Source organism: Sphingobacterium puteale (assembly GCF_003627955.1).
GTDB lineage: Bacteria > Bacteroidota > Bacteroidia > Sphingobacteriales > Sphingobacteriaceae > Sphingobacterium > Sphingobacterium puteale.
Map to the genome: position 1 here is coordinate 287,875 of NZ_RBWS01000007.1, position 26,339 is coordinate 314,213.

The 26,339-nt window shown below is 40.7% G+C and carries 23 protein-coding genes and 1 tRNA gene; 8 read left to right on the top strand and 16 right to left on the bottom strand.

Annotated features, from left to right (window positions below; all coding sequences use genetic code 11):
- The first annotated feature begins 92 nt into the window (after nt 1-92).
- The 3 genes from D7322_RS10365 (at nt 93) to D7322_RS10375 (ending at nt 1,401) form a co-directional block, all read left to right on the top strand.
- Nucleotides 93-431 carry a cupin domain-containing protein gene (locus D7322_RS10365; RefSeq protein WP_183078665.1) on the top strand — a complete coding sequence of 113 codons (339 nt, stop codon included), beginning with the start codon at nt 93-95 and terminating at the stop codon, nt 429-431.
- Nucleotides 432-498: 67 nt separating this feature from the next.
- Nucleotides 499-1,248, top strand: a complete 750-nt coding sequence (gene bla, locus D7322_RS10370) for a BlaB/IND/MUS family subclass B1 metallo-beta-lactamase (protein WP_121123912.1) — start codon at nt 499-501, stop codon at nt 1,246-1,248.
- A gap of 79 nt (nt 1,249-1,327) precedes the next feature.
- Nucleotides 1,328-1,401 (top strand) — tRNA-Ala (locus D7322_RS10375).
- A 94-nt stretch (nt 1,402-1,495) separates the two neighbouring features.
- Here D7322_RS10375 and D7322_RS10380 read toward each other — a convergent pair.
- Complete coding sequence (locus tag D7322_RS10380; protein WP_121123914.1) at nt 1,496-1,924, bottom strand: nuclear transport factor 2 family protein; 429 nt, start codon at nt 1,922-1,924, stop codon at nt 1,496-1,498.
- Between the two features lie 288 nt (nt 1,925-2,212).
- On the opposite strand from D7322_RS10380, the gene D7322_RS10385 reads away from it, so the two are divergent.
- Nucleotides 2,213-3,469, top strand: coding sequence for a BamA/TamA family outer membrane protein (locus D7322_RS10385; RefSeq protein ID WP_245971311.1), 1,257 nt, complete (start codon nt 2,213-2,215; stop codon nt 3,467-3,469).
- A gap of 3 nt (nt 3,470-3,472) precedes the next feature.
- Here D7322_RS10385 and D7322_RS10390 read toward each other — a convergent pair whose 3' ends face one another.
- Nucleotides 3,473-4,597, bottom strand: a complete 1,125-nt coding sequence (locus tag D7322_RS10390) for a lipid II:glycine glycyltransferase FemX (protein ID WP_121124114.1) — start codon at nt 4,595-4,597, stop codon at nt 3,473-3,475.
- A 256-nt stretch (nt 4,598-4,853) separates the two neighbouring features.
- Here D7322_RS10390 and D7322_RS10395 point away from each other — a divergent pair, with 256 nt between their 5' ends.
- Together D7322_RS10395 and ybaK are read left to right on the top strand one after the other, a co-directional pair.
- A complete protein-coding gene (locus tag D7322_RS10395) occupies nt 4,854-6,512 on the top strand; it encodes a DNA polymerase/3'-5' exonuclease PolX (protein ID WP_121124116.1) in 1,659 nt (552 codons plus the stop codon).
- Nucleotides 6,513-6,523: 11 nt separating this feature from the next.
- Nucleotides 6,524-7,000 carry a Cys-tRNA(Pro) deacylase gene (gene ybaK / locus D7322_RS10400; protein WP_121123917.1) on the top strand — a complete coding sequence of 159 codons (477 nt, stop codon included), beginning with the start codon at nt 6,524-6,526 and terminating at the stop codon, nt 6,998-7,000.
- A 21-nt stretch (nt 7,001-7,021) separates the two neighbouring features.
- On the opposite strand, the gene D7322_RS10405 is transcribed toward ybaK, so the two are convergent.
- The 8 genes from D7322_RS10405 to D7322_RS10440 all read right to left on the bottom strand — a co-directional run bounded on the left by D7322_RS10405 (nt 7,022) and on the right by D7322_RS10440 (nt 17,031).
- On the bottom strand, nt 7,022-7,789 hold the full coding sequence (locus D7322_RS10405; protein WP_121123919.1) for a methyltransferase domain-containing protein: 768 nt from the start codon (nt 7,787-7,789) through the stop codon (nt 7,022-7,024).
- Nucleotides 7,790-7,831: 42 nt separating this feature from the next.
- The gene (locus D7322_RS10410) at nt 7,832-8,815 is read right to left on the bottom strand and encodes a lipoate--protein ligase (protein WP_121123921.1); all 984 of its coding nucleotides are present in this window, start codon (nt 8,813-8,815) and stop codon (nt 7,832-7,834) included.
- Between the two features lie 244 nt (nt 8,816-9,059).
- On the bottom strand, nt 9,060-10,073 hold the full coding sequence (locus D7322_RS10415; RefSeq protein ID WP_121123923.1) for an ATP-grasp domain-containing protein: 1,014 nt from the start codon (nt 10,071-10,073) through the stop codon (nt 9,060-9,062).
- Nucleotides 10,074-10,086: 13 nt separating this feature from the next.
- Nucleotides 10,087-11,919 (bottom strand): flavohemoglobin expression-modulating QEGLA motif protein, encoded by a 1,833-nt coding sequence (locus D7322_RS10420; protein ID WP_121123925.1) that lies wholly within the window; start codon nt 11,917-11,919, stop codon nt 10,087-10,089.
- On the bottom strand, nt 11,909-12,688 hold the full coding sequence (locus D7322_RS10425; RefSeq protein WP_121123927.1) for an N-formylglutamate amidohydrolase: 780 nt from the start codon (nt 12,686-12,688) through the stop codon (nt 11,909-11,911). Before D7322_RS10425 ends, D7322_RS10420 begins: the two co-directional genes overlap by 11 nt.
- 788 nt (nt 12,689-13,476) lie before the next feature.
- Nucleotides 13,477-14,745 (bottom strand): Glu/Leu/Phe/Val dehydrogenase dimerization domain-containing protein, encoded by a 1,269-nt coding sequence (locus D7322_RS10430; RefSeq protein WP_245971312.1) that lies wholly within the window; start codon nt 14,743-14,745, stop codon nt 13,477-13,479.
- Nucleotides 14,717-15,844 (bottom strand): 4-hydroxyphenylpyruvate dioxygenase, encoded by a 1,128-nt coding sequence (gene hppD, locus D7322_RS10435; RefSeq protein ID WP_120260669.1) that lies wholly within the window; start codon nt 15,842-15,844, stop codon nt 14,717-14,719. Before hppD ends, D7322_RS10430 begins: the two co-directional genes overlap by 29 nt.
- 29 nt (nt 15,845-15,873) lie before the next feature.
- Entirely contained in the window at nt 15,874-17,031 is a 1,158-nt protein-coding gene (locus D7322_RS10440) for a homogentisate 1,2-dioxygenase (RefSeq protein WP_121123929.1), read from the bottom strand.
- Nucleotides 17,032-17,344: 313 nt separating this feature from the next.
- Here D7322_RS10440 and D7322_RS10445 point away from each other — a divergent pair, with 313 nt between their 5' ends.
- Together D7322_RS10445 and D7322_RS10450 are read left to right on the top strand one after the other, a co-directional pair.
- Nucleotides 17,345-18,319, top strand: coding sequence for a fumarylacetoacetate hydrolase family protein (locus tag D7322_RS10445; protein WP_121123931.1), 975 nt, complete (start codon nt 17,345-17,347; stop codon nt 18,317-18,319).
- Between the two features lie 12 nt (nt 18,320-18,331).
- A complete protein-coding gene (locus tag D7322_RS10450; protein ID WP_121123933.1) occupies nt 18,332-19,234 on the top strand; it encodes a flavin reductase family protein in 903 nt (300 codons plus the stop codon).
- Nucleotides 19,235-19,335: 101 nt separating this feature from the next.
- Here the strand turns inward: D7322_RS10450 and D7322_RS10455 are convergent, their stop codons facing one another.
- From D7322_RS10455 to D7322_RS10480, 6 genes are all read right to left on the bottom strand, one after another.
- The gene (locus D7322_RS10455; RefSeq protein WP_121123935.1) at nt 19,336-20,964 is read right to left on the bottom strand and encodes an FAD-dependent oxidoreductase; all 1,629 of its coding nucleotides are present in this window, start codon (nt 20,962-20,964) and stop codon (nt 19,336-19,338) included.
- A complete protein-coding gene (locus D7322_RS10460; RefSeq protein WP_121123937.1) occupies nt 20,942-22,456 on the bottom strand; it encodes a polyamine aminopropyltransferase in 1,515 nt (504 codons plus the stop codon). The genes D7322_RS10455 and D7322_RS10460 overlap by 23 nt, the downstream gene beginning before the upstream one ends.
- Complete coding sequence (locus D7322_RS10465; RefSeq protein ID WP_120260664.1) at nt 22,449-22,667, bottom strand: DUF350 domain-containing protein; 219 nt, start codon at nt 22,665-22,667, stop codon at nt 22,449-22,451. The genes D7322_RS10460 and D7322_RS10465 overlap by 8 nt, the downstream gene beginning before the upstream one ends.
- A gap of 14 nt (nt 22,668-22,681) precedes the next feature.
- A complete protein-coding gene (locus D7322_RS10470; protein ID WP_121123939.1) occupies nt 22,682-24,118 on the bottom strand; it encodes a hypothetical protein in 1,437 nt (478 codons plus the stop codon).
- Between the two features lie 3 nt (nt 24,119-24,121).
- Nucleotides 24,122-24,481 (bottom strand): S-adenosylmethionine decarboxylase family protein, encoded by a 360-nt coding sequence (locus D7322_RS10475; protein ID WP_220700058.1) that lies wholly within the window; start codon nt 24,479-24,481, stop codon nt 24,122-24,124.
- Between the two features lie 81 nt (nt 24,482-24,562).
- On the bottom strand, nt 24,563-26,320 hold the full coding sequence (locus D7322_RS10480; protein WP_121123941.1) for an aromatic amino acid hydroxylase: 1,758 nt from the start codon (nt 26,318-26,320) through the stop codon (nt 24,563-24,565).
- Between the last annotated feature and the right edge of the window lie 19 nt (nt 26,321-26,339).

The following is a 26,339-nucleotide window of genomic DNA, read 5'->3' on the forward strand; positions in this document are numbered from 1 at the left end:
ACTTTTCAAGCTGAGCTACAAAAGTCATATTTATTTCCTATCATTGGCAATAGAGATTTGTTGATTAATTTTTTTAAATAAAAGTGATTAAAATGAGTGAGATATTCCTACACGATAAAGCGCAGAGCTGGACCGATCTAGGCGATGGTGTACAACGTAAAATATTAGTCTATAACGATGAATTGATGTTAATGAAAGTACGTTTTCAAAAAGGTGCGATCGGTGCCTTACACCGACACCCCCATACACAAATATCTTATGTCAGCGCCGGAAAGTTCAGGTACCACATTGATGGCACAGATGAGATCTTAGGCGTAGGTGATTCCTGCATTATCTCCCCGGATTTAATCCATGGCTGCGAATGCCTTGAAGAAGGCGAATTGATAGATTCTTTCACGCCACATCGAGAAGATTTCGTTAGATCATTGTAGCTAGAAAAAAAGGAATTTTACTGGTCCAACACAACAATATTCGTTCAGAACAATCGTTTATTTACTTATGTTCAAAAATACTATTTCGCTCTTCTCCGCCAAAGTAGCCACGCTACTTCTCGGTCTTTCTTACTGTGTATTGCCATCTTTGCGCGCACAGGAAAAACCATTATCCATTGAAAAGATCAATTCACAACTTTATCTTTATACCACTTACAATACTTTTGAAGGTAACAAATATGCCGCTAATGCGGTCTATCTAATTACCAAGAAAGGTGTTATTCTATTTGATACGCCTTGGGACTCGACACAATATCAACCGCTTTTGGACAGTATCAAACAAAGGCATCGGCTGCCTGTCATTGCCGTATATGCTACACATTGGCACGAGGACCGTGCGGGAGGATTTGCATATTATAATCGTATCGGAATTCCAACTTATGCAACAAAAATGACCAACGATCTGCTTAAGGCAAATCATAAAGCGCAGGCTACACATCTCGTTAAAATCAATAAAACCTATAGGATCGGTGGTCAGTCCTTCGTTCTGAACTTTTTTGGGGCGGGACATTCGTTGGACAATGTCGTTGTCTGGTTTCCGGACTATCAAATTCTTGATGGGGGTTGCTTCATCAAAAGTTCAGAAGCCAAAAATTTAGGCTTTATCGGTGATGGTGATGTGAAAGCCTGGAAGCCGGCATTGGCAAGATTGTTAGCGAAATATCCACAGATAAAAATGGTTATCCCGGGACATGATGCATGGAGAGATAATCAACAGATAAAACGTACCGAAGAATTGCTTAATGAGAAGCAATAAATAATAATGCTTAAAAAAATAAAAAAAGCAATTTTGTTTTTACAAAAAAGGTATTATCTTAGCGGCAGAATAAACAGAAGGGGCATTAGCTCATTTGGCTAGAGCGCTTCGCTGGCAGCGAAGAGGTGATCAGTTCGAATCTGATATGCTCCACAAACAAAAGAGGCTACTTTAAAAGTAGCCTCTTTTGTTATTTTATGTCCGATTCATTTCCCCCGGAATGATTTAAATTTGCGACAATGATTTCCTATTTGTAAGAATTGACCGATTTAGAAATTTTCCAAGCGCCGTTTTCCTTCACAAGCGTAATCAAATCAGTCTTGGAGAAACCATCAAATTCCATAGTCACTTTTGCAATGGCATAATCTGGCAATTCCTCAACGATCTGCGTTGTCGTTTTGCAATTCATTTTTATTCCTTTTTGTTTTTTCAAGAACTCAATCATCTCTGAACGGCTATGATTTAAATCCTGTTTACCGCATATTTTTTGACTAAAATCAACGGTAAATAATTTGTCTAAGTTCGCAACTTGACCTTCTGTCATTGCACCTACGTATTCATCAATAGCCAAATCAGCTGTGATTAAATTACGTTCTTCCGGTTTTATCGAAGCCATTGAGCAAGTGGAGATTGCTATCATTGCTGCTGCCACAAATGTTTTTACTAAAGTTTTCATATCTTTTCTATTTATAATGTATTAGTATATTTTCTTATTCTATAGTCGCACGCAACCTAAATTTGTTGCGCTTTTTTTTCATTTATTTTCTGATTCAAATTTAAGACAACTCATGTGTTGATTCCATTACATTTAGATTAACATTACATTAAAATCGGTAAATGCTGTGTTTTTGTAGGTGAATAAAAATTCGCCTTTGCCGACATATCGGTAAAACTCCACAGAAAGAATAATTTATTGCACAGAATATTGCAATTCTGTCCAATTCCTCTTAGATTGCGTGCTTTCATGGCACACTACGACAGACGACATACTTCTTATACTATTTTTACCCTTTTGATGGTTTCGTTGGTGATACACCAATCTAAATTATACGCACAACGACCGGTCAATGAAATAGAGATTACCAAACATGTTGCAGATACAAGTAAACAGCGCGACCTAATCGATATTGGAAAAGCAGTCCTTAAAATAAAGCCACCGCAGTCGGTCGATAGCACGGGAAAAAAGTTTTACTTTTCTTTTTTGCCGTTTTCAACAAACGTTCCGGGAGGTGGGCATGCGCTGATCACAAGTACCACAGCCGGATTCTACCTAGGTGAACGTAAGAGTACCTATATGTCGAAAGTCACTTTCACGCCCTATACAAATTTTGGAAAGCGATTTGGACTCCCCATCCGCTCCTATGTCTGGCTAAAAGATAATACCTGGGTGATTGATGGTGATATCAGACTATTAAAATACCCGCATGAAACCTGGGGAATCGGAAAAGAATATCATGGTGAACAGCAGATCAATTTGGACTATAGCTATTTTAGGTTATATCAACACGCCCTGAAAAGAATACATGGGGGACTGTTTATGGGAATTGGTTATGACCTGGATTACCGGATGAATATCAAATCTACCGGTGATATTCCGCTTGCAGACTACACCTCCTATCCCTATGGCACGGATTTAAAAGATCATACTGTTTCTTCGGGGCTGAGTCTCAACCTCATTTATGATACGCGCGCGAATTCTATTAATACCTGGTCCGGCAATTATGCCAATTTACAATTTCGCGTAAATCCGGTTTTTATGGGAAGTGATCAGAATTGGAAGTCTCTATTCGTCGAAATCAGGAGATATCATCGCTTGACCCAGGATCCGAATAAGCAAAATATGATTGCTGTGCGTAGCTTTTTCTGGACTGTTTTCAATAGTAAAGCGCCCTATCTTGATTTACCCAATTTGGGTTGGGATCCCTACAACAGTTCTGGAAGAGGTTTTCCCGTAAGTCGGTTCCGTGGTAAATCGTTGTATTATCTGGAAACAGAATATCGTCGTGACATCAGCAGAAATGGGCTGTTTGGTTTTGTTGCTTTTATGAATTTCACGACTGTGAACGGCCCCAAAAACAGCATGTTTGCAGACTGGAACATCGGTACAGGTGCAGGTGCCCGAATTAAATTCAACAAAAATTCAGGCACCAACATCGGCATAGATTATGGTGTTAGCACCAATCACCGTGGGGTAAGACTGACTTTGGGTGAAGTATTTTAATGCTTAACTCAAGTGATAACTTTGGTTTTTAAACTCCATGGAGGCGTAATATCTATACTTTTCTTTGTTTAATGGATAATCCCAACACCCCATACGATGATAGATTTCACCTCCAAATCCAGTTTTAAATCTATAAAGTCCGTATAGGGGATGTGATGGGTCAGCTTGGGGAGATACACCAAAGAAATCATATTCGGTACATCCCTTTTCCTTTGCAACCTGCATCGCACGCCATTGCAAAGCATAAGTCGCCATATAATTGCGATTTTCGGAAGCGGAGGCACCATAAAGATAGGTTCCCCGATTTGCTGCAATTACTAGAAACATTGCAGCCAAAGGTTGATTGTCCACCTCGGCAACCAATAAATAAACATCTGCTGGCGACAACGTATCATTTGCCTTGGCAGATAGTACAATCTTGAAATAGTTGATATCGTGCAAGAAAAAATTATTGCGAAGCGCAGTCTGCCGATATAACTCATACCAGATCTCCAGACTCTCTAAACCAAGAGAACGAACCTTTACGCCTTTCCTTTCAGCCAAATGAATATTGTAACGCGTCTTTGATTTCATATTGGCCAACAAGAGATTTTCCTCTTTTCTAAGGTTCATAAAAATGGTATTAGAAGGAAGAATATCCGTATTTGCCTTATGAAAATTCCAATGTTCCGTATTAAAATTAAAACGCATTTCCTGAATCCGTTTTTCCGGAACACCCAACCAATTTCCATAAAGGTCATAACAATCATCATCCTTCGCCCAATGTGATTCCCAGGACAGATCATAACGTATCATAATACAGTTTTGAGGTAGATACCCACGTAAACTCTCGGAAAGTTGCTCTAAAAAATGGCCTTGATTTTCTTCTGATGGTTCAATTTCAGGTCCATACGGTACATAAGCTATGCTATGCTCGTGATCTATCGTCTGGATTATAATCAACAGATCCCCCACGAAGTAAGTATCTTCTTCAACTCCTATATAAAGATCCGAACGTTTGGATTTAAAATTAAACGCTTTAGACGCTATCCCCTGCATCTTTTTCACAGCGGACCAATAGGCTGTCTGCTGAATAATACCTGTTTTGTAAAGGCCGCTGACCTCTTTGTCACTTATATCTGCTATCATACACACTAAATTGTTATCGGATACTTCAAAAAAACAATATTCTCTATCGATTTCAATACCCAAAAACAGCAAACTTAGCCAAAATGCCCGGTTATATAAGTATTCATTTGTCACTTTGTTGTTAATTTAATAAAACAGGTTACTATTCCAATAAAAAATAGCTTTTTCACATTATTTAACGGGATTATATTGCCAACTTCGTTGGTATTTTGGCTCAAAATTTAGGATATTTGTAGCCTAACAACTCACCACGATGATGGACAATAAAGCGATCTCTAAAATTTTTAAATTGTGCAGTCAATTAATGGAGCTTCACAACGAAAATCCATTCCGAACAAAGGCTATGGCTAGTGCATCTTTTAAATTGGATAAATTGCCCTTTCGCATTGATGACGCCTCGCTTGAAGAATTGAGCGCACAGCCGGGCATAGGAAAAAGTACCGCCGAAAAAGCGAAAGAGGTCACACAAACCGGAACGTTTAGGGAACTCCAAGACCTATTAGCGAATACGCCATCAGGAGTTGTTGAAATGTTAACCATAAAGGGCCTGGGGCCAAAAAAGGTTCAGATTATCTGGCAAGACCTTGGGATTGAAAGTGTAGGTGAACTACTGTATGCCTGCAATGAAAACCGTCTGGTTGAAGCCAAAGGATTTGGCTTAAAAACGCAGGAAGAAATAAAGAAGTCCATCGAATTCTCAATATCCAATCAGGGATGGTTCCTATACGCCAAAGTACTGTCACAAGCTGATACATTTTACGCTATTTTAAAAACACATTTCCCCGCATCTCTTCTATCCTTTACCGGAGATTTTAGAAGAAAATGCGAGGTGTTAAGCACAGTGGACCTACTCATTTCCGAAAGTATAGAAGCGGTGGAGAAATTCCTCGCTGATTATACATTGGTGGAGAAAACAGAGAATTCACTGGAAATCACCGATGAATTAGGTTTTACTTTCAAGGTTTTCAGTACGAATATCAATGATTTTTATCGGGACCTTATTCTCAGTACAGGATCGACCGCACATTTGGATCTTTTATTCAATATTCTTCCTGACTTACCTTCACTTTCCAGTGAAGAAGCTATCTATCGTAACTTAAGGCTTGATTATATTGAACCTGAATTGCGCGAGGGTCTCGACGAAATTGAACGCGCACAGAACCATACTTTACCTCAATTAATCCAATTTAAGGATCTCAAAGGGACACTGCACAACCACTCAACTTATAGTGATGGCGTTCATACCTTGGAGCAAATGGCTCTTCATTGTAAAGATGCTTTAGGTCTCGCATATCTCGGAATATGTGATCACTCCAGAACGGCAGTTTATGCAAATGGTCTTTCCATCGAAAGATTGGAAGATCAATGGAAAGAAATTGCCAGCTTAAATGAAAAACTAGCCCCTTTTAAAATCTTTAAAGGAATAGAATCCGATATCCTAAGCGACGGATCACTGGACTACCCCGATGAGGTACTAGCACAATTTGACTTTGTTGTCGCCTCTGTCCACTCCAACTTAAAGATGGACGAGGAAAAAGCAACTGCTAGATTGATTAAAGCAATTGAAAACCCATATACAACAATTTTGGGGCATCCAACAGGCCGCCTTTTATTAAGTCGATCGGGCTATCCACTCGACTTTAAAAAAATAATTGATGCCTGCGCCGCGAATAAGGTCGTCATCGAAATTAATGCAAATCCTTTAAGGCTAGATTTAGATTGGAGATGGCATCGCTATGCTGTGGAAAAGGGCGTATTGTTGTCCATTAACCCTGATGCGCATCGCACGGAAGGGCTGTTGGACATGCAATATGGTATTTTTGTCGCACAGAAAGGTGGTCTGGAAGCAAAAAATTGTCTGAATACATATTCCTTGACAGAGATTACAAACTATTTTTCGAATCGTAGATCTTAAAAAAGCTTATTATGTCGCATAAAACCAATGCAGTCCGCTTGTTGGATACGGCAAAAGTAAACTATGAATTAAGAGAGTATGAGGTAGATGATCATGACGTCAGCGCGGAGCATGTTGCCTTGTCCTTGGGTCTATTACCTGAAACACTTTATAAAACTTTAGTATTGAAAGGAAATATAGATCCTTACATTGTTGCTGTAATTCCCGGAAATGCGCAACTTGACTTAAAAAAGATCGCTAAAGCATCAGGTAATAAAAATTGTGAAATGCTCCCCATGAAGGATCTGTTAGCTGTAACTGGCTATATCCGTGGGGGCTGCTCACCTATTGGCATGAAAAAACTATTTCCAACATTTATTGAGGAAGCAGCTCAATTGGAAACAGAAATTTCTGTGAGCGCAGGAAAACGAGGCCTTCAAATGATATTAAATCCCAACGATTTAGCTACGCTGACCAAAGCGATCTGGTCCGATTTGATCAGCATTTAACACGAACATCCTCGCCCGATTTCAGCTCTTTCGCCCATACAACAAAATACGTTTAAATGGATATATCGCAGGGAATCTGGAAAAATGCTGTTTAATACGTGTCTTAAAAGCCTCAATAAAAACAGGTCGTTTATCTTCGTCCAGTCGCTCAATATAAGGGATCAATGCCGATCCGGAAATAAAGTCATAAAGTACTTCCGCTTCGGCGGCAATAATTGGGTAGATACGAAGTGAGAGGTCCAATTCCTCCAAGCCCGAATGAAACAAAATCTGCGCATAGTCATCTATACTTAGCACCGATGAAGCCCTATTCCAACCATCCAAATAGCTTCGGTAAGGTTCTTCAGCAGCTAGCTCAGATAGCAGTTTATTTAAGACATTTTCAGGCTGGTAAGGCATCTGAACGGCCAATTGCCCACCGCTACTCAATTTGGAAATGAGATGCGGAAAAAGCAGTTGGTGACCATCCAGCCATTGCAATGCAGCATTACTGAATATCAAATCCAAGGAACCCGTTGTCTCCAGAAATTTTTCGACACTACTATTTTCAAATTTTAGGTGTTCATGTTCAAGTTTACGGCTCATCGATAACATTTCTGGAGATGCATCTATCCCAAGGAATGTAGCCTGTGGAAATTTATCGCTTAAAATAGCTGTTTGCTCTCCGGTTCCACATCCAAGATCCACCGCTTTCATCGTTGCTTCCGAAGCTATTAGTTCGGATAGATCAAAAAAAGGTTTGAAACGGATGTCTTTAAACTTATTATAGATATCTGGATTCCAAGGCATAATATTTTTTATTTAAGTCCCAATGGGATAATACAATAGCTATTATTTAAATAGCTCCAAAATTTCAGCTACATCAACTTTTCCAAAATACGAAGTTAGATCTATGGCTTCCAACAGCGCTCTGATTTCTTCCAATTGATGTTTTTTTCCAATCAATAGCTGCTCCAGTTCATGAATAGATTCAGAAGCAAAAAAATCCCCAAAAATCTTAGCATGCTCAATAGAACCTTTATGTACATCTAAATGTATTTCTATAAAACCGGCGGGGATCTTGATTGCTTTTTTAAAATTATAATTCGGAGAGAAACCGAAATTCCAGTCCCAGGTTTCATATTTTTCCTTCACAAGATGTTGGATATGCTGGATATCAGTTGCAGAGAAATGAATGATCTCCGCATCAGGATTTTCACGTTGCATTTCTGCGATCAATAGTTCCTTAAATTTTACCGTTGTAAAACCCTGAGGTAAATAACCGATCAGATTTGTCACCCTCGCACGGTTGGACTTGACAGCTTTATCGACAAATTTAAGCGGGTTTACCTTCAATGCATCGCTCAATATCTGCATCTGTGAATCAATTAAAATAGTCCCATGCTGAACCATTTTACCATTTTTTGCGAGCTTAGCATTTCCACTAAACTTCTTTCCATCCACCAGCAGGTCATTCCTTCCTTCCAGTTTTGCCGGAATATTCAATTTGTTCAAAACAGAAACAATGGGTTGTGTGAAAGTCGAAAAATCCATAAAATCAAGATTTCCCAATAAGGTGTGAAAGGAAAAATTGAGATTTCCTAAATCATGATATACGGCACCACCGCCAGACATTCTCCTAACGACCTTAATCTTATGATCATTCACATAATCAAGGTTGATTTCCGCCAAAGTATTCTGAAATTTACCGATAATAATTGACGGATCATTCATGTACAATAAGAAAATGGGTTCTTTCGGATATTTCGTGAGCAGGTATTCCTCAGAAGCAATATTGAAATAAGCATCGTGGGAAGGCGAATCAATAATAAACATCGTATTTTTATATTTTCTTAAAATTAACAAGAATTTAAATGCCTTGATTCATCTCAAACTCATAATTTCCATCAATCCCGCGTTTTGTCAGCTTCTCACTACAACAATCCTAATTACCGCTAAAAGAATTAAAATGACGCCAAAAAACAACTTATTTCTCAAGATCAGGTATGCTTTTAGACAGCCCAGTCAATTATTGATCTTTGCCCCCTTATTATAAAACCAATTACATATAATCGCCTTATTAAACGCCCGATGAACTTCTAGCAGACCCTATTTTTTCTTCAAGATTTTTGATAATCAATGCGGAAAAATCTTCTTTTACAATCTCTTCTGTTTGGCATAAAGCTCCCGGACTAAAAACATTTATCTCCATAATACGATCGCCCACAATATCCAAACCGACAAAATACATTCCATCCTGTATCAATTTGTCTTTGATTTTATCAACCATAAGTAGCAGCTCCGGCGAGATTATCGCGGCTTGGGTTTTTGCCCCTTGGTGCACATTGCTCCGGATCTCATTCCCCTGTTGCACACGATGAACAGCAGCATATTTTCCATTGATAGAGACGGGTTCACCGTTCAACAGAAAAAAACGGATATCACCGGCAGCTGCTTCGGGCAGATACTCCTGTCCAATCACATAGCCATCCCTGGCAATAGCCTCTACTGTTTGTTTTAGATTCTGTTGATTATCTTTATTGATCAAAAACACATTTTTTCCACCAGACCCCTTTAAAGGTTTTAAAATAATCAGTTTATTTTGCTGCTCAAAAAACTCGACAACATCAGCATAATTTCTGGTTACAATTGTTTTGGGTCGGATAGACTCGTCAAAACCCTCGAGATACAATTTGTTACTTGCCCGGCCCAAACTATCGGGATCGTTAATGACCTGTACACCTTTTTCTTTTAATAAGGAAGCGAACTGCAGCGCAGATGAAGCTGCCCAGGGTCGATTCACCATATCCAAAACAGGATCGAATCTAAGCCAGATCACATCCATCTTCTCCAATTCCATTTTTGTCTTTGCTGTAGCTCTCAACACCTCCATCAACTGTTTTGCAGAGCTAATCTGCTGTGTAGGAAGCACCTCCCGTACATGGGCGGCAATAAGGGCAGATTCATAATAAAAATCGGCCAGTCCGATGTAATAAATCGCATGCCCTAGCTGATGTGCTTTCAATGCGAGCAGGGTTGTTGTGAAACGCTCGGTTTCTTTATGGGTCTGATTAATAACAAATGCTATCTTCATATATTGTCGCTGATTATTGTATCATCTGAAATATTCCTTTACTTTTCTTGAGATTGGTTAATGCATCTTTATAGGGTGATGTCAAGTATTTGGGTGTCAAAACCGGAGCATTTAGAATCCCCTTAAGCATTAATTCTTCGACTATCGGGATATAATCTTCCCTGATCTTGCCCATAGTCAGCAAGGTGAGATCCCGACCGCTTTTTATATAATTTATCAATTCGATCAAACCACTGAGATACAACGCATCTTTTGTGAGCCCTCCGCTTCTAAAAACACGCATGGTCATCTGAAAAGCCGTCTCTGGCAGAAACTGATATTTATCCACCAACAGCGCGAATGTATCTAAAAAAGTGTTTCCCTGCTGCATGTGATATACCGCTACCACCCTACCGGCTAATATGCGTAATCGATTATTCGTCAAGCCGCCAACCAAATATTCGGCGAGTACGGCCAATCCCTCCTGAAGCTTCTCATATCCCGGAACTCCCAATCTAAAAAGACTGAAGGGCTGTTGTTTACCATTATAGTAGGTGACGATATGAGTCCCAACTTCGTGTTGGATCAATGCCTGTACCCGATGTCGGGGCAGACTATATTGTTTACTGATATTTAAGACCCCTTGATTCACCATCACCCCATAGATATCATCCCGAAGCCGTACAGTCGTACCAAAATTAGGATCCTGGCTTTTTAAATAATCCAGTTCTTCCTGTGCTAGTTTCGCAAACTCTTCTGCATAGACGATATCCTCTTCCTTTGTCCGATGCTCCCTGTCAGTCGCTGTAATTGTTAATATGGCTTGCGCTTTCTCCAACAGCTTTTCGTTTACGGTACCAAACACTTGCATGCTGCCCAGTAAAAAGCCCTCTTTCCCCCTTTCGCTCAGCATGCTCATCATCTGATCGAGCTCTTTGCGCTTATCCCGAAACAAGTAAGCTATGGAAGGGTCATAAAGATCTTCAATATGCAGATTATAGAGGTTACGTTTAATAATATCGGGATCAATGGGCATGGGTCTATAATGAAAAACAGGGACTCTACGATAGTTTCCATTTTTGAACTGCAGCCAGGCGTCATAGGAATTTGTCGGCGTCACCAACAATAGAAAATCAAACCGCTGGCTTTCGCGGGCCAATTTTTGATCGATTTCCCAAGCCAAGGGAAGCATCTTTTTGGGATGACTAATTTTAAATGATGTTGGTTTTGACAGGGTATGTATGCGAATAAATTCAAAAAATGTTTTGGATAAACTTCGGGATATAGCCTCACGAAAATGGCGAAGATCAATGGGAAGTATCTGTTGGTTGGCCCCCAGCAGATACTTCGGTTTGATTTCTAATCCCATATACAAGATATTACTATTTAGTTTATCCAATTGTATACTCGCCGGAGAGAGACTCTGTGTCGCATTGGTTTTCGTGTCGGTCACAATTTCGACTTTTGCAATAGATTCCTCCGTTTCCAATTGCTTTCCAAGATATTGTGCAATGGATTGTACGTTTTTCCGGGCAATATGGATCTGAATATCTTCTTCCTGCCCCGGGCTTGCGGTCCAAGCTTCTATAATTAGACATGCACCAAATTCTTCGACGAACTGGTTAAGTATCGGTGCGATCCAGTCCGATACATTCATTTCCGGATCCTTAACTCTAAAATACGCGGGTTCGGATTTTACCAGTTCCGCCAGCATCGGATCCGGACTAAAAAACTGTCGATACAAAAATAAATAAGGCACAACCTGATTGAATACCATTTTATTTTTTGGTGGTATCTGCGTATGAAAAACCTCCTTATTTTTGATTTTTTTTAGGATACCCGCTAACTGTTTTGCATTATCTTTCATAGGCAAAATAGGATTCGAGGGTGTCAGTGGTTTGCATTAAAAGTTGCTTATATTCCTGTAACTTTTGAGGGTAAACCTCTCCTGTCCATTCATTCATAAAATCCTTGCGAAACTCAATAGAAAACACACAACCCTTATCGCCAAATTGCTCATTTAAATAAGATGACAAAAAGCCGCCCTTAAATTTAACATTCTCACGCACGTCGTAGACCTGCCCATCTTTACCCGTACGAAGCACATCCATCAATGCGCTGGTCAATTCCTGCCATTTGCTGTGATTGTTTGCTGTTCCAATATTAATCTGTGGATTGTTTACTTTGTCGATCATAGCCGTCGGCCCATCCCGGAGCGCGTTATAACTATGAATATCATAAACAACAAAATAACCATAGCGGTCAATCGTCTTTTGAATCTGCTGCGTTATCTTCCGGTACAACATGTCATATGATATGTAAAGTTGATCTTTTATTTGTTGCGGCAACGCTGACCGCCAGACCTGAATTCCCCAGGACTGTTCGGGAGTCAGATAAATCGCGCCATCCTTACTCCGATTTAAATCCAGTTGGAACCTCGATGTGCCACAAACCAGGCGGTTAAAGGGCAATTCTGCCAAAATTGCTGTATACGGATCCTCCTCACGTAAACGATCTTCGGGAGCAATATGCAAATACGGTTCTAAATCCGCATCGATATGATGACCATCGTGGATAGCAAAAGCCCAAAAAGGGCTTCTATAATTTTCGAATTGATAAAGATAGGATAAGGACATGTACTTTATATTAAACAGTTTTAATGATTATTTGCTCACTCTGCTTAAGTAAACATTTACAAGCGATAAAAGGTTTGAAAAATAAAATACGACAGCCTTGGTACAATGGGGCACAGGCCTGTTGGACATAGAAAGCGTTAAAAATCGTTAAACCGACCGGGGAATTTATGCCCTGGCATTCTTATTGAAAGTTGTTTACTAGTTTCATAAATTTAGGTTAATAATTAGTTAGTTTATAAAAAACCTGTTAGTCCCCGCTAACAGGTTTTTTATTTTCTAATACGAAAAGAATGTAAATACTAGAATATTTTACCGAAAATCAATATAGAAATACTAAAAAATGTTAAAAAATGTAAAAAAGTAAAAATAGTTGAAACATTTTATGTTCGGATCACGTTATACCTGTACTTTTCATAAATTTAGGTTAATAATTGGTTAGGAAAACTCCTGTTGCTCCCCGCTTCAGGAGTTTCTGTTTATCAAGATCTTATACAATAAAAAGCAGTAATAACTCTCAATAACCCGACAAACCTTAATCCAGTGTAACCGATCGCGATTCAACCAAGAATTAACTTTTAGAGAATCCACGGTTCGGGTGTTTATCCAAAATGGAAGCGAAATTATAAGTTAACAAAAAAATGACAATTTATTCATCTTAGGTAAATAAGTTTTGGCACAGGTATTGCACTGTTTTAAGCATTCATAAATTTAGGTTAATAATTGGTTAGTTAAAACACTTGAAGTTCCCCGCTTCAAGTGTTTTTCGTTTAACGACTCCTGTAAAAGAATCAGACCAATTGTTTCAATGCGATTTCATACGCTCTCGAAGAGATCTGTGTACGGTCTGCCGAAGAATCTCTTATTTTTTTCAAAGCTTCAAAAATCACCTTTGAAACGTCAGAGAAGATCGCATCATCACTCATTTCTATATTTCGCTGCATTAAATAAGCAAATACCCTCGCCATACCACAATTAGCGATAAAATCAGGGATCACCGCAACATGCTGATCAGCAAACTCCATCACTGGACCATAGAATATTTCCTGATCAGCAAAAGGGACATTTGCGCCAGAAGCAATGACTTCAAGTCCATTTTCAAGGAGCTGCTGGATCTGATCTTTTGAAACCAAACGTGATGCTGCTGCTGGAACAAAGATATCGGTCTTCAATCCCCATATTTCTTTCTGAATCTGTTCAAATGACATCAAATCCGGTGAATTAAGCTCGTTTCCCTTGCGATCCAGGAATAATTGCGTAATCTCCGCTTCGCTGAAGCCTTCCCGATTGATTAAACCACCAGCCCGATCTATAATTCCGACAATTTTCACGCCTAGCTTAGCGAGGTAGAAAGCTGCGGCAGCGGCAACATTTCCCCAGCCTTGGATGACTGCACGTTTTCCTATACAGTCACTTCCAAAAAGTTGATAATAATGGCGGATAGATTCAGAAACTCCATAGCCTGTTATCATGTCTGCAACCTTATATTTACGTTTTAAATCCGGACTGTAGGTATTATCTTCCAACACTTTGGACACTCCATAGCGCAACTGTCCTATTTGGTGGATACGGTTGCTCTCATTTACCTTAAAATGTCCATTCAAGATACCTTCCTGCGGATGCCATAGGCCATATTCTTCAGTCAATGGAATGACATCATGGATTTCATCGATATTAAGATCCCCGCCTGTACCATAGTAATTTTTTAATAACGGCGTCACCACTTTAAACCAACGGTCTAAAACCTCATTTTTGCGGGGATCATGTGGGTCAAAGTCGATACCGGATTTGGCACCACCGATAGCAGGGCCTGAAACCGTGAACTTTACTTCCATTGTTTTGGCAAGGGACTCCACTTCATGCCGATCCAGGCCTGCACGCATCCGTGTGCCTCCGCCCGCTGCACCGCCCCGCAACGAATTGATAACAATCCATCCTTTGGCATCAGTTTCACTATCTTTCCACTCAAATACGATTTCCGGACTCCGGTGCTCAAATGCACGCAATAATTCTTTCATACCCAACATATCCTTATAGATTACCTCTGCGTTCCTGTTCACGTTCGATTGCTTCAAAAAGTGCCTTAAAATTGCCGGCGCCAAAACTCTGTGCGCCTTTTCGCTGAATAATCTCATAGAATAAAGTTGGCCTGTCCTCTACAGGTTTGGTAAAAATCTGAAGGAGATACCCCTCTTCGTCACGATCCACCAAAATACCCAGTTCTTGGATAATCCGGATTTCCTCATCTATTGCTCCAACCCTTTCTGGTAGCATGTCATAATATGCTTCTGGAGGAGCTCCTAGAAATTCAACCCCTCTGGATTTAAGTTCCCGCACCGTACGTACAATATCCTTCGTTGCCAATGCCGCATGCTGCACACCTTCACCCTCATAAAATTCAAGATATTCCTCAATTTGAGATTTCTTTTTTCCCTCGGCAGGTTCATTAATCGGAAATTTTACATAGCCATTGCCATTACTCATCACCTTACTCATCAGTGCCGAATATTCGGTATTAATCTGCTTATCATCAAAGGACAGAATGTTGACAAAACCCATCACATCCTGATACCATTGAACTGTTTCATTCATTTTGTTCCAGCCTACATTACCTACGCAATGATCGACATAGAGCAAACCGGTCTCTGCTGGGTTATAGTCGCTTTCCCATTTTTCATATCCGGGCATAAATAAACCATTGTAGTTCTTTCGCTCCACAAAAAGGTGCACCGTTTCTCCATAAGTGTATATCCCTGCCGTCCAGACCTCCCCTTGTTCATCTTTGAGCAATTGCGGTTCCTGATAGACTTTTGCTCCCCTTTTGGTCGTTTCCTCAAATGACTTGCGGGCATCATCAACCCATAAAGCCAATATTTTGACGCCATCGCCATGCTTTTTGACATGCTCAGCGATGGGGTGGTCTGATTTAAGGGCTGTGGTCAGCACCAGCCGTATTTTATCTTGCTTTAAGACATAAGATGCGCGGTCTCTAATACCGGTCTCTGGCCCTGCATAAGCCTCCGACTGAAAACCAAAGGCAGTTTTGTAATAATGTGCGGCCTGCTTCGCATTCCCCACATAAAATTCAATGTAATCGGTTCCATTAATAGGTAGAAAATCTTGCGCTTGGGCAATCTTCTCTGCAAATGTATTTGCCATAATTTATATAAAGGTTATTCGTATTTAACTTAACTCATCCAGGATTTAAAGTAATCGGGATCTTCAATTTTTAACGCCTCTTCGGTCAACATCAGGGGACGGAAAGGGTCGATCATGACCGCTAGTTCCTCGGTTTTAACTTGTCCAATACTTTTTTCGACCGTACCGGGATGTGGTCCATGCGGAATACCGCCCGGGTGTAATGTAATCTGTCCTTTTTCAACCGATTTCCGGCTCATAAAATCACCATCCACATAATATAGCACTTCATCCGAGTCTACATTGCTGTGGTTATAAGGTGCGGGTACAGATTGCGGATGATAGTCATACAGACGTGGACAAAAACTACACAACACAAAGGTATCAGTTTCAAAAGTCTGATGAACAGGTGGTGGCTGATGCAATTTTCCGGTAATTGGCATAAAATCATGAATGGAAAATGCCCAAGGGAAATGATAGCCATCCCAACCAATAAAATCAAAAGGGTGACTTCCATATATGTAAGGATAAATCAATCCCTGTTTCTTGATTCTCACCTCAAAATCACCAAGCTGGTCAAAAGTTTCCAGATCCTGTGGTACACGGATATCCCGCTCAAAAAAGGGAGCATGCTCCATCAGCTGGCCAAATTCATTGCGATACCGCTTTGGCGTACGTACTGGCGAAAACGATTCAACAATAAATAATCGGTTGCCTGTCTGATCAAATTCCATCTGGTAAATTGTACCCCTAGGGACGACCAGATAATCTCCATACTGAAAAGGAATACTTCCGTAGCCCGTCTTGAGTTTCCCTGTTCCCTGGTGCACGAAAATAATTTCATCGGCCTGGCTATTTTTATAAAAATAATCCGTCATGGACTGACGAGGAGCGGCCAGTGAAATGTGTAGGTCCTGGTTGACCAGAACAGGTGTACGGCTTTCTAGGTAATCATCTTTGGCCTGAACCTGAAATCCTTTTAAACTGGTATGTTTAAGATGTTTTTCACGGGCAATCTTTGGAGTGACATCATAGGGTTCACGGATCTGTTTGACCAACGTAGGCGGGTGGCAATGATACACGAGCGAATAAAGACTGGAAAAGCCATGAGTAGAAACCAATTCTTCAGCATAGAGCGTATGATCGGGCTTTCTAAAAACAGTATGTCGCTGTGCTGGAATTTGCCCTTGTTTAACATAAAATGGCATAATTCTACGATTTAAAACGGTTATAAAAAATAAATGAATATCAACGTTGCCAATAGCATCGATTGGCAAAAAATTCGAGGGGATTAGTATTGGGCAAAAACGATATCAGCTATAATTGCTCTATTAAAAGCAATATAGGGCATGGATGACGCAAAGCGATGTATTCCACGATTGATCATTTTTACTAGTTTATAATGTTATAATAAAGGTAAGAATATTTTTCTGTTTTCAAGTGAAGAAATATTTTTTTCAAAACTTATACGATATATTTGTGTCGCATTCAAAGATTGAATAACCAATAGAATATTCCGATATGAGAATTGTTACGTGCACGAAAAATGGCCAACATGAATTAGGTATTATAATCAATGACCGGGTATACACCTGCTCGGAGATAGCCCCTTCCCTTCCGACCGATATGGCTGATTTTTTGATCCGTGGAGATGAAGCCATAAATGATTTAGAGTATTATCATATTGCGTTGACGGAAGGTCGGATATCGAGACCTTACCAGTTATTACAAGATAGTCAGCTTGTTGCACCGATACCGCACCCGACATCAGTGCGTGATGCCTATGCTTTTCGGCAGCACGTAGCGACCTCAAGAAGAAACCGCGGACTGGATATGATTCCGGAATTCGATGAATTTCCTGTTTTTTACTTTTCCAATCATCAGGCCATACAAGGCCCTGGCCCGGTACAATGTATGCCACTCCATCTTGAGCAACTGGATTTTGAACTTGAAGTGGCCATCGTAATCAATAAAACAGGTATAAATATCCCTGCCTCAGAGGCTGATAAATATATTGCCGGATACATGATCATGAATGATTTTAGCGCGCGAAAACTCCAGATGGACGAGATGAAATTAAGTCTTGGGCCTGCCAAAGGAAAGGATTTTGCTACGGCAATTGGTCCATGGCTAGTCACCAAGGACGAATTGGAACCTTATAAAATTAATTCTTCAGGAGATCATATCGGTGACAGATACAATCTCGACATGTCATGCCGCGTGAATGGTCAACAGGTTTCTTCCGGTAATTTTGCTACGATGCACTGGACATTTGCCGAAATTATCGAACGCGTCTCCTATGGTGTGCGTCTCTTTCCGGGAGATGTGATCGGTTCCGGAACAGTTGGAACAGGATGTTTTTTAGAACTCAACGGCACTGGACGCATGGAGAATCCTGCTCATCAGGATCAATGGTTGCAGGTAGGCGACCAGATCGAGCTGGAAGTAACAGGTCTGGGCAAGCTTTCCAATTCCGTTGTATTATACCACCAATAATCTATACAAAAAATGAATTCTTCTTCTTTCGATACAGTTACTTTTGAGTCCTCGGCTGATAAAACCATCATTGATAATTTAATCAAATATGCCATTGCGCCTCGTCCCATCTGTTTTGCGAGTACAATCGATGCAGCGGGCAATGTCAACCTGAGTCCTTTCAGCTACTTCAATCTGATGTCACACCAACCACCAATATGCGTGTTCTCACCCTTGCGTCGCATGCGTGATGGCAGTACCAAGCATACACTGGACAATATTCAGGAAGTCAATGAGGTCGTCATCAATATCGTCAACTATGCGATGGTACAGCAACAGTCACTGGCCAGTACTGAGTACAACAAGGAGGTAAATGAATTTGACAAATCTGGATTTACACCGATCCCATCATTACACGTTCGTCCACCGCGGGTAGCGGAATCTCCGGTTCAACTGGAATGTCGTGTGAGAGAAGTGATCGCCCTGAGCGACGAACCCGGCGCAGGAAATCTCGTTATTGCAGAGGTACTCTATATGCATGTGCACAAAGAACTCTTGCACAAAAACAATACGATAAAACAAGAGGAACTAGATCTGGTCGCCCGTCTCGGCGGCGATTGGTACTGCCGTGTAACCAATGAAAACCTCTTTATTGTTCCTAAACCACTCCGCAATCTGGGTATTGGCGTAGATCAGCTGCCCGAAAGTATTCGCCTTTCCAAAGTACTTACCGGAAACCATCTCGGGTTACTGGCCAATGTAGAATCTTTGCCAGTTTTAGAGCAGGCCTCCCAGGAGGATAAATATTTAAACTACCTCCGGCTGAACTTTAAGCAAGACTCACCACGATTGACACAAAAAGTACATGAATACGCGGCGCAATTGTTGGATACGGAGCAATTAGACAAAGCATGGCAGGTACTATTGAGCCTATAAAAACTTCGATGCACAATACTACAAATAGGCAAACATATAAAAATATCGGGAACACAATACCTATTACACATCTACAGAAATCCGGAAGCATAGACCGACAGCTATGCTTCCTTTTGACCAAGGTCAGCTAGAACCTGATCGGTTATGGTGATTCCCTGATAAAAGGCTTCCTCAAAGATAGATATACCACTTAAATCAGAATGTGCAAAATAGACTTTATCAGCAATAGGTTTTGTCAGTTCGGTACGCGCTTCGTCTGATAGAAAACCACTGACAGGGCTGACCATGCCATGTCCGTGTCGAAAAATTTCAATACTGATGACTTCATTTTCTATTCCATAATGTGCCTTCTCCAGATCTTCCATAATAAACTCTTTCCATTGCTGGTCTGTCCACTGATATAGCTGCTTCCGGTTTCCGTTGAGGTCCCCATCTCCCAGGCTATGATAGTAGGTAATCACAAAAGGGCTTTGCAGCTGATTTAGGCTTTGGTGCTGATCATAGACATAGCCCAATCCTTTTCCGTCATAAATAATATTTTCCCAGGAAAGTGTCGCACCATCTGTAAAAGGGAAACGATGCAAGACAATAGTCGCTACGATCCAGGGTGCATAATGAAATTTTTTCGTCAATGCCGTACGGTTTGGCAATAGATACTGATTGACAAACTGTGGGCAGCAATTGATCACCTTCTGGGCTCTGATAGTCTTTGACAATTTCGCTTTATCGTCGAAGACCGACACTTCCACAGCATCTTGCCCAACATGTATCTGATAAGCCAGATGTTGATTCAATACCCTGCCATCCGCATATTTTTTTAAATGGCTGACCAATCGCCCATTCCCTTCCTGCCAGGTGAGCACCAGATCCTGGTAGGCAGACCAATCGTGCTTTCGGCTCGCAAAGTAATGTATAGCAGCAAAAGCAGAAGTGGCTGCGATACCGGTACCATAATCGTCACGACAACAGTAGTTCACATAACTAAAAACAGGTTCCGTCTTATACCCCTCTGATTCCATCCATGAACGCATCGTCAGTACATCCAATCTTTTGAGATAAGCCGACTGCGAAGCATTACGCATCGGGATATCAAAAACGTACTTTCCATCGCTATCTTTCAATTGCTTAAACTGACCCATCTGTGTCATAAAACGATCTATTTCAGCCGCCTCCTGCTGGGACAATCCATAGCTGGGAACAATGCCTTCCTGCCAGATATTATGAATAAAAAGTCGTTCCTGCGGGGCAAAGGACAATTGTTCAGCATCAAATAATGGAACACCTTCATTCGTCCAGCCGACGATAATTTTCGATTCTTCCAAAAACCGCAGCAACTCCTTATTGGAAGCATTCGGAATAGGAAGATAATGTGCTCCTAACGGATAACGACTATGAGCATTCTCGCCATGACGCGCATTGCCCCCTACTTCAGACTCCATATCCAAAAGCAGAAAATTGCTCATTCCCTTTTGTTGCAAACGATAAGCAGCCGATAGTCCGGTTACACCAGCACCGAGAATCAGAATAGGTATTTCAACCACTGCTGTAGGTTTGGGAAAATCTTGAAATCGCAGACGGTGGCCCAAAATATGATCTGTCCCCGTCAGGCGCAAAAAAATACGGTTCACCTTTTTCTTACAGGCCCGAGCAAACTGCAGGCCGATTGTCCCCAAGAATGCAAGCTTGAGAAAATCACGCCGCGAGGGATTAAATCTTACTCCATTCTTCATCAAAATACCGCACTAAAATCTGATTGTCCAAACGGTTTATTTCTACATGATCCGCACGCATGTCGGCTGGAAACTCAGTCAGTTCTCTAAAATGATAATTGTAATACCGCAGCTTATCCACCCGTCGGGCAATATGCTTAAACTGTTGTGTCATATTCGCTGAAAATAGACAAAACCCCCATTCGCCGAAGGATGGTACATAGGTGTGATAGGCGACAGTATTTGGAAAAACCGTGCTGATTGTCTCATGGATACACCAGTAAGATTTGGGTGCAAAATAAGGCGAAGTTGTCTGTACGGACACCATCGTATGGGGTGTCATAAGCGGTAGTAGACTTTGATAAAAACTTGTCGTATATAATTTTCCAAGACTATAATTTGAAGGATCCGGAAAATCTATAATCATGACATCGAATTTTTCCTTTGCAGACTTTGCCCAGATAAATGCATCCTGATTGATCACCTTTACTCTTGGGTCGTTTAGCGAGCCTTTGTTGTGACCGACCAGTAGTTCATTTGTTTGAAACAATTTGGTCATCCCCTCGTCCAGATCCACCAATGTAACCTTTTTTACACCTGGATATTTCAGGACCTCCCGGACAGCGAGCCCGTCTCCACCACCAAATACCAAGACATGCGATACATCTTTGGCCATAGACATCGCCGGATGCACTAAAACCTCGTGATACCGATATTCATCCTTGGTGTTGAACTGCAAATTATTGTTTAGAAACAAATGATATTCTCCCTTGCTCTCCGTCAGAACAATACGTTGATAGGGTGTAGAATGTTTATAGACAATATTATTCCCATATAATTGACTTTCGGAATATTTAAGCAAATCATCGGAATAAAAAAACACAGCCGAAAGCAATGCCAGACAAACTAGTGACTTGGCTTTAATCCAGTTGGGATTTTTAAGTCTTTTAGCGAGATAGAATGATAGAAAGACGCCTACCAAAATATTAATGATCCCAAAAAACAGTGATGTTCCCATCACGCCCAACCGGGGAATCAGCAGGATAGGAAACAGCACAGAAGCGATTAATGCGCCGATATAATCAAAGGCAAATACATTGGAAACCAAATCTCTAAACTGAACCCTATCTTTTAGAATATTCATCAATAAGGGTATCTCCATACCACAGAGACAGCCTGTCAGAAAAACAAAGAAATAGAGTACAAATTGAAAGTGCTCGACCTGCTGAAACAGTAAAAATAAAACGACGGAACTGCAACCGCCAATGACCCCGATCAACAGTTCAATATCAATAAACCGGTCAAAAAGGTTTTTGGTGATGTATTTCGCTAAAAAAGATCCCACCCCCATCGAGAACAGGTAGGTACCGATTATAAATGAAAACTGCTTGACTGAATCTCCCAATAAATAGCTCGCCAATGCACCCGCAACCAGCTCGTAGATGAGCCCGCAAGTAGCAATGACAAATACCGCAAATAAGAGAAAAATGGGCAGATTGCTCTTTTTACCCATGTATTGCCGCAGCTATTATAATCGATATGCCTAATATAAAAGCCGCAAAAACAATCGCCAAAGCCATATTCTTGTTCTTTACGATCTCTTGCCAAGATTGTTCCGGTGTCAACCGCTCGATAAGCCAATAGGCCAGTAGCAATACAGCAATTCCAATAAGCGAATAAATCAATGATGCTGCAATTCCTTTATAAAACAATTCGTAATTCATTTTTATATTAATTTTTATTTATGACCTGAACCATATCCACTATAACTACCACCGCTACCGTAAAAGGATCGACGATAATGCGATCTTGATCCTGTATAGGTATGGTCTTCCAAGGTGCTTGTCCGCATTGTAGTCCTGCAATCTCTGGAGGAATTTACAAATAGGTTAACAGCAACAAAAAAGGCGAAAAAAGCAACTAATGCTATCCCCAGCCGATCAAATTTTAAGATATCAAAATAACCCAAGCCTTCTGCCCTAGCCACAAAGTTTTTATTTTTAATCGACAGAATTTGATATCTAAAAATTCCCAAAAGAACAACAACTCCAACTAGACAAAGAATAAAAAAAGTATAACCGGTACCGCCGTATGTTAATTTATAATCCTCCGTGAGTTCAAAATTAACAGCCATATCGGCGGTACCATTGGCTGCAGAGGTCGCAAAAACAAGGTGGTAAATCCCCGGTTGGATACGACAAAAATCGACGGTCAATCCACTCGCATAATTAACGTCATTATTCTCGTGTACGGCAGTACCTGCCTCTATAATTTCATTTGTCTTTTCATTGACCAGTTTGACCAACAGCTGAATGGGGTGGCTTTTAGATTCCGATATCCCATTCAGGACCAGTTTCTTGGGTTTATCACCTTTTAATTCAAAAGATGCGCCGACAAATTCCGAGTTTGTCTTTTTTCCGGAGAATTTTTCATCAAATTTATACTCATCCTTACTGATCTGTCCCCAATTTAAAAACCAGAATAGAGCAGCCAAAAGCAAAATAGCAAAGACACCAATATTTCTCAGCTTACCCCCCACAACTTCCTTTTGGGCAGTGTAGTTATTATAACTATCAAAAATCTTATAATAAACCTCGTCATCCAGATAAATTCCCTGATAGTACTGTACGTCATTATCAATAAATTCCTGAGAAATAAACCGATCCTCATTAACGGTCTGAATGTAAGTATTGGTCGTCGAGGTTGATTGCAGGTCTTCAAATACAAAACCCTCGGCATAGACGACAGTTTGCTCTTCCGTATACTCCAGGTCATAGTGTCTATTATTAAATTTACAGGTGTTGCCTTTCGGCAAAAGCATCACCTTTTCCCGTTCTACGGTATGTAAAGCACTAGCATAATCTACACCATCGCTGAAGTAGATATCTTCTTTGTTCGCATTTAATCCCACAAACTCATTCCCATATTCGCCATTTTTTGAATAGCGCTGTATCTTAGTGATAATCCAGTAGCTATTTTTCTTGAAGCGAACAAGTTCTCCCAAAGTAGCCCATTGCATGACCAAGGGAGCTGAAAATTCCTTTACATAGGTTAAGGTTTCAAGTGTCGACCCTTTAAAATAACTGTGGCAGTTGGCACAAACGAAGCCCGAAAAATCAGTTACCTCAATTTTGAACTGGTGTAAATGTCCACATTTTTTGCAAATTACATCCATAAGCTACCGATTAACCACAGTTTCATTCATAACTATTGCATTAAAATAAGTTTTAAAGAGCTTACCCAAATACAAAACTTTTTCACTGTTATCTTTCAGATAATTACAGAGATAGACATCTAATGTCAATTGTCCATACTCAGGCCAGGTATGGATACAGATATGCGATTCCATTAAACAAATTGCAGCGGTAAATCCACCGCCCTCAAAAGAATGGGTGGAAATACCTACAATTTGCAAATTATGGATACTCATCTGCTTTTTGGTAAATTCCAAAAAAGCATCCATGGTTGTCAACAACGATATCTCCTCTACCTGCAATGTCATCAACAGGTGTTTTCCGGGAGTATACTTTTCGTTCATCAGAAATAACTGGATAAATTAAACATTTCAAATATAGAAAGTTTTACCAAATTTTTCTATTACCAAGGTCAATCATTTCACTCAATGGTTATTTAAGGGTTCTTCTTTCGCCACCCGTATACCATCATCTATCAGTTTTTTCAGGCTAGGCCGAATTGTAATAATAGCTTTAAGCTTACCTTGGGCACTTTCAGCTAAGTCGTAGGCATGATTCGCCCAGGCGATCTCATAAAGTTCTACCAGCGCGAGCCAGTTATCTGTAATTTCAGCAGACAACTGATCAAAGATATCCGTCCAACGCTCCGTATCAAATGATCCCGACCGAAGCGCTCCGATCAGCGCATGCAAGGAAAGCAATTTTGAATCTTCATTCTGTGTATACAATACCGCCGATGGCTCTGCGATCTCTTCGCCAACGGTCTCATAAGCATCTTTATCAGCTGCACCTGCAAAGACTGAAATAATCTCCGTACCAACAGCCATGTCGTAAGTCCCCCATTCCGGTTTAAAATAAATTTCCATCCGGTCATTTCGATAGACTTCGCAATCTTCAAACGAAATCAACACAGCTTTGCCCCCTTGACGCACAACCTTCAAAACAATACCCTCAACCACGATCCCTGAAGAATAACGCAAAGAACATCGCTTTCCTTGATTAATGCCATAAGCGCTCAATTCTTCTTCTGAGAAGTCGGCCAGGTCTTTGTTGCTGTCTACCAAGTAACCAACCGGAGAACCAAATCCCTCCCGATGATAACTGATACCGTGTCCTTCTAATTGCTTCCCAGTGCACGCCAATGCCGTGGGCCCTGTTGTCTGTATATAGGAAATAGACTGGTCTGCATTTGCCGCTTTAAAAACACCTGACACCTGCAATCCAGAACTATAAACTGCAGTACATACAGCCTGACAGTCAATCGCTTTTTCCAAACTCTGCTTACCTCCAAGCCGGAAAGCCATGGTATCGGCAAACTGATTCAGGACATCCATTAAATGTTCGAAATCTGGTGTAACAAACAATTGCGGCTGTGGCTTAGTAATGTCATAGGTATATGCGATAGTATTTAAATCATAAGGTAGCTTTGGTACCGATTTTTGCATACAACTGGCACTTTCGCCGATGGAAGACAGTAAGCCTGCACCATAAATCTTAGGATCATCAAGACTACCGATCAGACCATACTCCACAGTCCACCAATGCAACCTACTCAACAAAGCCATTTCCGAAGGTTCGCCCATATTGTCCTGTACAGTCTTCAATTTATTTTCAGCTTCCGCCAATTCGGTTTCAGTTGTACCCGCTTGCTCTTTTAAAATTGATAAATGGCGAATAGCCTCATACAATTCAAAATCCTTCCGGGACGACAATGCTTTTGTCCCGATTTCACCAAAGTACTGCAAATAAACGGCATAATCGGGCTCACCTATGATCGGTGCATGGCCAGATGATTCATGAATGATATCCGGTGCGGGCGTATATTCAATATGTTCTAATTGTCGGATATCTGCAGCTATAACCAATACCCGATGTGCCTGAAATTCCATAAAAGCTGCAGGTGGTATAAATCCATCAACCGTTACAGCTCCCCAACCGATTAATTTCAAACTATCGTTCATTTGTTGCAGATCCGGTATATGCGCAATGGAGAGCCCCGCTTTCTTCAATCCCGGTATGTATGGGTAATAAGCAACATCTTTTAAAAAGGAATAATTCTGACGCATGACATAGCGCCACAAGGCTTGGTCCAAAGCGGTATAACGTTCGTATTGCTGGGCGACTACATAGCGCTTTAAGTGTTTGGGCAGCTGCTCCAAAACAATATTATTATATGTTTCCATTTATAATCGGTATCAAAAT

Coding starts and splice junctions, on each gene's coding strand:
- D7322_RS10365 (WP_183078665.1), top strand. CDS start 93: ATGAGTGAGATATTCCTACACGATAAAGCGCAGAGCTGGACCGATCTA.
- bla (WP_121123912.1), top strand. CDS start 499: ATGTTCAAAAATACTATTTCGCTCTTCTCCGCCAAAGTAGCCACGCTA.
- D7322_RS10380 (WP_121123914.1), bottom strand. CDS start 1,924: ATGAAAACTTTAGTAAAAACATTTGTGGCAGCAGCAATGATAGCAATC.
- D7322_RS10385 (WP_245971311.1), top strand. CDS start 2,213: ATGGCACACTACGACAGACGACATACTTCTTATACTATTTTTACCCTT.
- D7322_RS10390 (WP_121124114.1), bottom strand. CDS start 4,597: ATGATAGCAGATATAAGTGACAAAGAGGTCAGCGGCCTTTACAAAACA.
- D7322_RS10395 (WP_121124116.1), top strand. CDS start 4,854: ATGGACAATAAAGCGATCTCTAAAATTTTTAAATTGTGCAGTCAATTA.
- ybaK (WP_121123917.1), top strand. CDS start 6,524: ATGTCGCATAAAACCAATGCAGTCCGCTTGTTGGATACGGCAAAAGTA.
- D7322_RS10405 (WP_121123919.1), bottom strand. CDS start 7,789: ATGCCTTGGAATCCAGATATCTATAATAAGTTTAAAGACATCCGTTTC.
- D7322_RS10410 (WP_121123921.1), bottom strand. CDS start 8,815: ATGTTTATTATTGATTCGCCTTCCCACGATGCTTATTTCAATATTGCT.
- D7322_RS10415 (WP_121123923.1), bottom strand. CDS start 10,073: ATGAAGATAGCATTTGTTATTAATCAGACCCATAAAGAAACCGAGCGT.
- D7322_RS10420 (WP_121123925.1), bottom strand. CDS start 11,919: ATGAAAGATAATGCAAAACAGTTAGCGGGTATCCTAAAAAAAATCAAA.
- D7322_RS10425 (WP_121123927.1), bottom strand. CDS start 12,688: ATGTCCTTATCCTATCTTTATCAATTCGAAAATTATAGAAGCCCTTTT.
- hppD (WP_120260669.1), bottom strand. CDS start 15,844: ATGGCAAATACATTTGCAGAGAAGATTGCCCAAGCGCAAGATTTTCTA.
- D7322_RS10440 (WP_121123929.1), bottom strand. CDS start 17,031: ATGCCATTTTATGTTAAACAAGGGCAAATTCCAGCACAGCGACATACT.
- D7322_RS10445 (WP_121123931.1), top strand. CDS start 17,345: ATGAGAATTGTTACGTGCACGAAAAATGGCCAACATGAATTAGGTATT.
- D7322_RS10450 (WP_121123933.1), top strand. CDS start 18,332: ATGAATTCTTCTTCTTTCGATACAGTTACTTTTGAGTCCTCGGCTGAT.
- D7322_RS10455 (WP_121123935.1), bottom strand. CDS start 20,964: ATGAAGAATGGAGTAAGATTTAATCCCTCGCGGCGTGATTTTCTCAAG.
- D7322_RS10460 (WP_121123937.1), bottom strand. CDS start 22,456: ATGGGTAAAAAGAGCAATCTGCCCATTTTTCTCTTATTTGCGGTATTT.
- D7322_RS10465 (WP_120260664.1), bottom strand. CDS start 22,667: ATGAATTACGAATTGTTTTATAAAGGAATTGCAGCATCATTGATTTAT.
- D7322_RS10470 (WP_121123939.1), bottom strand. CDS start 24,118: ATGGATGTAATTTGCAAAAAATGTGGACATTTACACCAGTTCAAAATT.
- D7322_RS10475 (WP_220700058.1), bottom strand. CDS start 24,481: ATGAACGAAAAGTATACTCCCGGAAAACACCTGTTGATGACATTGCAG.
- D7322_RS10480 (WP_121123941.1), bottom strand. CDS start 26,320: ATGGAAACATATAATAATATTGTTTTGGAGCAGCTGCCCAAACACTTA.